The sequence below is a fragment of the Streptomyces sp. NPDC006512 genome (genome assembly GCF_040611935.1).
In the GTDB taxonomy this organism is placed as follows: Bacteria; Actinomycetota; Actinomycetes; order Streptomycetales; family Streptomycetaceae; genus Streptomyces.
Window position 1 is genome coordinate 66,945 of sequence record NZ_JBEXPG010000043.1, and the last position, 6,096, is coordinate 73,040.

Consider the following 6,096-nt stretch of genomic DNA (forward strand, 5'->3'; position numbering starts at 1 on the left):
CTCAGTTCCCGTACGGGCGCGCCGCGCGGCCCTCGCGCAGGGTGACGCCCCACCAGGCGAGCTGGTCGAGGAGCACCGACGCGGCCTTCGAGCTGCCGCCGTCGTCGTCGAGCAGACGGCCCTCGTCGTCGAAGCGCTCCCAGGGGTTGTGGAAGCTCACCGTGTCGCGCATGGAGACGGCGTGCAGCTCGGCGAAGACCTGGCGCAGCTGCTCCACGGCCCGCAGGCCGCCGGCGACACCGCCGTACGAGACGAAGCCGACGGGCTTGGCCCGCCATTCGTTGTACACGTAGTCGATGGCCAGCTTCAGCGAGGCCGGGTAGCCATGGTTGTACTCCGGGGTGATCACGACGTACGCGTCGAGACCGTCGATGCGGGCCGCGAGGTTGGGCGCCTCGGAGGGGGTGCCGAGCGGGTCGAGGTTCAGCTTCAGCTCCTCGACGAGGGCCGGCTCCGACAGGTCGATGACGTGGATCTCCATGTCGTCGCGCTGACCGGCCTCGGAGACGAACCAGCGGGAGACCTTGTCGGCGAAGCGGCCGGTGCGGACGCTGCCCACCAGGACACCGACCTTGAGCGGGTTCTCGGACATGACGTACCTCTTTCACGGAATGCGGAAGGACGAGGGGTGAGGGGCGGGGCCGTGGCGGCACGGGGGCGGCCGCCACGGCCCGCGGAAGGACTCAGTCGGTGAGCAGGACGATCTTGCCGCGGCCGTGGCCGGTCTCCAGCTCGCGGTGCGCCTCGGACGCCTGCGCCAGGGGGAAGGTCCGGCGGACGTGGACGCGCAGCTTGCCGCTGTCGACCAGGCCGGCCAGCTCGCTCAGCCGCTCCTGGTTGCGCTGGCTGCTGAGCCAGCGCACGCCGAGCTCCTCGTGCACCCCGAAGGCGAAGATGGTCCCGACCCGGTCCTTGTCCGCGACCAGTTCGGCGGCCACGCGCAGACCGTCGGCGCTGGCCGTGTCGAAGGCGGCGTCGACGCCTTCCGGCGCGAGGGCCCGGACGCGGTCGGCGAGGCCCTCGCCGTACGTCACCGGCACGGCACCGAGCTCGCGCAGGTACGCGTGGTTGTCCTCACGGCCCGTGGCGATGACCTTGGCTCCGCGCAGCACGGCCAGCTGGACCGCGATGGTGCCGACGCCGCCCGCGGCGCCGTTGATCAGGACGGTCTCGCCCTTCGACACCTTCAGCACCTCGAGCGCGGTGTGCGCCGTCTGCCCGGAGGCGGACAGGCTCCCGGCGACCTCCCAGGGAACACCCGCCGGCTTGGCGACGATCTGGTCAGCGGGCACGGTCAGGTATTCGGCGTACGTGCCCTGGAGACGGTATCCGAGGACCTCGTCACCGACCGAGAAGCCCGTGACGCCCTCACCGATCTCGTCCACGATGCCGGCGAAGTCGCCACCCGTGACGTGCGGGAAGGTGATCGTGACACCGGGCGGATTCCATCCGGTGCGCACCGCGCAGTCGGTCGGCTGGGTGCCGGCCGCCTTCACCCGGATCCGGACCTCGCCGGGACCCGCCTGAGGGGTGGGCACCTCAAGGAGTTCCAGTACCTCAGGTCCGCCGAACGCGTGGAATCCCGCAGCCTTCATCATCAACGCCCCTTAAATAATGTGCTGTTCAGCCCGGCCCGTGGAGGCCTTGGTGACGAACGTAGAACCTCAAGCCGAGTTGAGGTCAAGCACGGTCCGGAAGGAAAGACCGGAATGGGGTCGTCCTCCACCGGCTCTCCACCCCTCGTCGAGCCCCTATTACGACGATCGCGGCCATCTGTCCGGATCAGAGGGGAACCCCGTGATACATCTCTTCCAGCCGCAGACCGGAGACGAGGAGCTCGCCGCAGTCGCCGAGGTGTTCGCCGACAAATGGCTCGGCCACGGGCCGCGCACCAAGGCGTTCGAGGCGGAGTTCGCCGCCCACCTGGGGGTGGACGCGGAGAAGGTCGTCTTCCTGAACTCCGGCACCGCGGGCCTCTTCCTGGCCCTGGAATGCCTGGACCTGCGGGACGGCGACGAAGTGGTGCTGCCCTCCCTGAGCTTCCTCGCCGCCGCGAACGCCGTCCTCGCGGCCGGCGGCCGCCCCGTCTTCTGCGACGTGGACCCGCGCACCCTGAACCCGGACGCGGCGCACGTCGAGAGCGCCCTCACCGAGCGCACCAAGGCCGTCATCGTGCTCCACTACGGCGGCTACCCGGGCGACGTCAAGGCCATCGCGCAGCTGTGCCGCGACCGGGGCGTCACCCTGATCGAGGACGCCGCCTGCTCGGCCGGATCGCGGGTGGACGGCCAGGCCGTGGGCACCTTCGGCGACCTCGCCATGTGGAGCTTCGACGCGATGAAGGTCCTGGTCACCGGCGACGGCGGCATGCTCTACGTACGCGACGCCGAGCTCGCCGCCCGCGCCCGGCGCCTGGCCTACCACGGTCTCGCCCAGCCCAGCGGGTTCGGGCACGCGAAGGTCTCCCACCGCTGGTGGGAGCTCGACATCCCCGAGCCCGGCCGCCGCGTCATCGGCAACGACATGACCGCCGCGATCGGCCGGGTGCAGCTGCGCCGGCTGCCCGAGTTCGTGACGCGCCGCAAGGAGATCGTCGACCTCTACGACCTCGAACTCGCGGGCGCCGAGGGCATCGCGCCGCCCCCGCGGCTCCCCGACGGCCACGAGTCCACGTACTACTTCTACTGGGTGCAGCTGGACGCGGAGATCCGCGACGAGGTGGCGAGCGAGCTGCTGGCCGCCGGGATCTACACCACCTTCCGCTACGCGCCCCTGCACAAGGTGGCCGCCTACCGGTCCGAGGGACAGGTACTGCCCTCCTCGGACATCGCCTCGGGCCGCACCCTGTGCCTGCCGCTGCACCCCGGCCTGTCCGACGACGACGTCCGCACGGTCGCGGCCACCCTGCGCAAGGCCGTCGACGCCCGCCGGTAGGGGCCCGTCACCCCCCGACCGGCCCGCTCCTCGACCGGATCTCCAGCGAAGTCGGAGACGGTCGCCACCCGCCCGCAACTTCAGGAGGAAGCTGCTCGTGTCCCGCCGCCTGTTCACCTCGGAGTCCGTGACCGAGGGTCACCCCGACAAGATCGCTGACCAGATCAGCGACACGATCCTCGACGCGCTCCTCACCGAGGACCCGACCTCGCGCGTGGCCGTGGAGACTCTCATCACCACCGGTCTCGTGCACATCGCGGGCGAGGTGACGACGAAGGCGTACGCGCCGATCGCGCAGCTCGTGCGTCAGAAGATCCTGGACATCGGTTACGACTCCTCGAAGAAGGGCTTCGACGGCGCTTCCTGTGGCGTGTCGGTGTCGATCGGCGCGCAGTCCCCGGACATCGCGCAGGGCGTCGACACCGCTTACGAGAAGCGGGTCGAGGGTGATGAGGACGAGCTGGACAAGCAGGGCGCGGGCGACCAGGGCCTGATGTTCGGCTACGCCTGCGACGAGACGCCCGAGCTGATGCCGCTGCCGATCCACATCGCGCACCGGCTGTCCCGCAGGCTCACGGAGGTCCGCAAGGACGGCACGGTCCCGTACCTGCGCCCCGACGGAAAGACCCAGGTCACCATCGAGTACGACGGTGACAAGGCCGTCCGCCTCGACACGGTCGTGGTGTCCTCGCAGCACGCCGCGGACGTCGACCTGGAAGCCCTGCTGACCCCCGACATCCGCGAGTCGGTCGTCGAGCACGTGCTGGCGCAGCTGGCCGAGGACGGGATCAAGCTGGACACGGAGGGGTACCGGCTGCTGGTGAACCCGACGGGCCGGTTCGAGATCGGTGGTCCGATGGGTGACGCGGGCCTGACCGGCCGGAAGATCATCATCGATACGTACGGTGGTATGGCCCGTCACGGTGGCGGTGCGTTCTCGGGCAAGGACCCGTCGAAGGTGGACCGCTCGGCCGCGTACGCGATGCGGTGGGTCGCGAAGAACGTGGTGGCGGCGGGTCTGGCTTCGCGGTGCGAGGTGCAGGTCGCGTACGCGATCGGCAAGGCCGAGCCGGTCGGGCTGTTCGTGGAGACCTTCGGGACGGCCAAGGTCGACGTCCAGAAGATCGAGGAGGCCATCGGCGAGGTCTTCGACCTGCGTCCGGCCGCGATCATCCGTGACCTGGACCTGCTGCGGCCGATCTACGCCCAGACCGCCGCCTACGGCCACTTCGGCCGCGAACTCCCCGACTTCACCTGGGAGCGCACCGACCGCGTCGACGCCCTGCGCACGGCCGCCGGCCTGGCCTGAGCACCCGCCCCCGCGCCGCCAAGTCCACAGTCCAAGGAGAAGAGTTGTGCGAATCGCTGTGACCGGCTCCATCGCGACCGACCACCTCATGGTGTTCCCGGGAAGCTTCGCGGAGCAGTTGATCACGGACAAGGTCGACACGGTGTCCCTGTCGTTCCTCGTCGATCAGCTGGAGGTCCGCCAGGGCGGCGTGGGGGCCAACATCACCTTCGGCCTCGGCCGCCTCGGCCTGCGGCCCCTGCTCGTGGGCGCCGCCGGTGTCGACTTCGCCGAGCACGGCAGGAAGCTGGCCGAAGCCGGAGTCGACACGACGTCGGTCCGGGTCAGCGAGACACTGCACACGGCACGCTTCGTGTGCACGACGGACCGCAACCAGAACCAGATCGCGACCTTCTACGCCGGCGCCATGGCCGAGGCGGGCAGGATCGACCTCGCCGAGACGTACCGGCGCGCACAGGGACTCGATCTGGTGCTGGTCGGCGCCGACGACCCCGCGGCGATGCTGCGCCACACCGCCGCGGCGCACGCACTCGGCGTGCGCGTGGCGGCGGACCCGTCCCAGCAGCTGGCCCGCCTCGACACCGAACAGACGCGCAGCCTGGTCGACGGGGCCCACCTGCTCTTCACGAACGAGTACGAGAGCGCGCTGCTGCGCGAGCGCACCGGATGGAACGAGGACGAGGTCCTGGAGCGGGTCGGCACCTGGATCGTGACGCGGGCCGCCGACGGCGTCTCGATCATGACGGCCGACGGCACCCGGCAGGACATCCCCGCCGTACCGACGGACGCCGCCGCCGACCCGACCGGCGTGGGCGACGCCCTCCGCGCCGGCTTCCTCGCGGGCATCGCCTGGGACCTCTCGTACGAGCGCGCGGCGCAACTGGGCTGCGCACTGGCCACGGTGGTGCTGGAATCGGTCGGCACCCAGGAGTACAAGCTGCTCCCCTCGGACCTCGTCGGCCGGGTCGACCGGGTGTACGGCAGGGCGGCGGCGGCCGAGATCGAGCCCTGGCTGGTGGCCGTCTCATGAGCGGCGAGCAGGTCCGCAGGGCGGAAGCCCTGCGGGAGGCGCTCGCGACCCGTGTGGTCGTCGCCGACGGAGCCATGGGGACGATGCTCCAGGAGCAGGACCCGACGATGGAGGACTTCCAGCAGCTGGAGGGCTGCAACGAGGTCCTGAACGTCACCCGGCCGGACATCGTCCGTTCGGTCCACGAGGCCTACTTCTCGGTCGGCGTGGACTGCGTCGAGACCAACACCTTCGGCGCGAACTTCGCCTCGCTCGCCGAGTACGACATCCCCGAACGCGTCCACGAGCTGTCGGAGGCGGGCGCGCGGATCGCCCGCGAGGTCGCCGACGAGTACACCGCCTCCACCGGACAGCAGCGCTGGGTCCTCGGCTCGATGGGCCCCGGCACCAAGCTGCCCACCCTCGGCCACGCCCCGTACACGACGCTGCGCGACGCCTACCAGGCGAACGCGGAGGGGCTCGTCGCGGGCGGCGCGGACGCGCTTCTCGTGGAGACCACCCAGGACCTGCTCCAGACCAAGTCGGCGCTGATCGGCGCCCGCCGGGCGCTGGACGCGCTCGGCCTCTCGGTGCCGCTGATCTGCTCGGTCACCGTCGAGACCACGGGCACCATGCTGCTCGGTTCGGAGATCGGTGCGGCGTTGACGGCGTTGGAGCCGCTCGGCATCGACATGATCGGCCTGAACTGCGCGACCGGTCCCGCCGAGATGAGCGAGCACCTGCGCTATCTGGCGCGCAATGCCCGGATCCCGTTGTCGTGCATGCCGAACGCGGGTCTGCCGGTGCTGGGCAAGAACGGTGCGCACTATCCGTTGTCGGCTTC

The 6,096-nt window shown here is 70.5% G+C and carries 6 protein-coding genes; 4 read left to right on the plus strand and 2 right to left on the minus strand.

The genetic code is table 11. The features are described from left to right. Position 1: 1 nt before the first annotated feature. Both ABZZ17_RS27220 and ABZZ17_RS27225 read right to left on the minus strand, forming a co-directional pair. The gene (locus ABZZ17_RS27220; protein ID WP_356879505.1) at positions 2-592 is read right to left on the minus strand and encodes an NAD(P)H-dependent oxidoreductase; all 591 of its coding nucleotides are present in this window, start codon (positions 590-592) and stop codon (positions 2-4) included. A 91-nt stretch (positions 593-683) separates the two neighbouring features. Next, on the minus strand, positions 684-1,595 hold the full coding sequence (locus ABZZ17_RS27225; RefSeq protein ID WP_356879529.1) for an NADP-dependent oxidoreductase: 912 nt from the start codon (positions 1,593-1,595) through the stop codon (positions 684-686). Positions 1,596-1,797: 202 nt separating this feature from the next. On the opposite strand from ABZZ17_RS27225, the gene ABZZ17_RS27230 reads away from it, so the two are divergent. From ABZZ17_RS27230 to ABZZ17_RS27245, 4 genes are all read left to right on the plus strand, one after another. Further along, positions 1,798-2,934 carry a DegT/DnrJ/EryC1/StrS family aminotransferase gene (locus ABZZ17_RS27230; RefSeq protein ID WP_356879507.1) on the plus strand — a complete coding sequence of 379 codons (1,137 nt, stop codon included), beginning with the start codon at positions 1,798-1,800 and terminating at the stop codon, positions 2,932-2,934. Between the two features lie 97 nt (positions 2,935-3,031). Then, positions 3,032-4,243, plus strand: a complete 1,212-nt coding sequence (gene metK, locus ABZZ17_RS27235) for a methionine adenosyltransferase (RefSeq protein ID WP_356879509.1) — start codon at positions 3,032-3,034, stop codon at positions 4,241-4,243. A gap of 46 nt (positions 4,244-4,289) precedes the next feature. Beyond that, a complete protein-coding gene (locus tag ABZZ17_RS27240) occupies positions 4,290-5,273 on the plus strand; it encodes a PfkB family carbohydrate kinase (RefSeq protein WP_356879511.1) in 984 nt (327 codons plus the stop codon). After that, positions 5,270-6,096, plus strand: an 827-nt coding sequence (locus ABZZ17_RS27245; protein WP_356879513.1) for a homocysteine S-methyltransferase family protein, incomplete at its 3' end; no start/stop codon positions are given. The genes ABZZ17_RS27240 and ABZZ17_RS27245, both read left to right, overlap by 4 nt.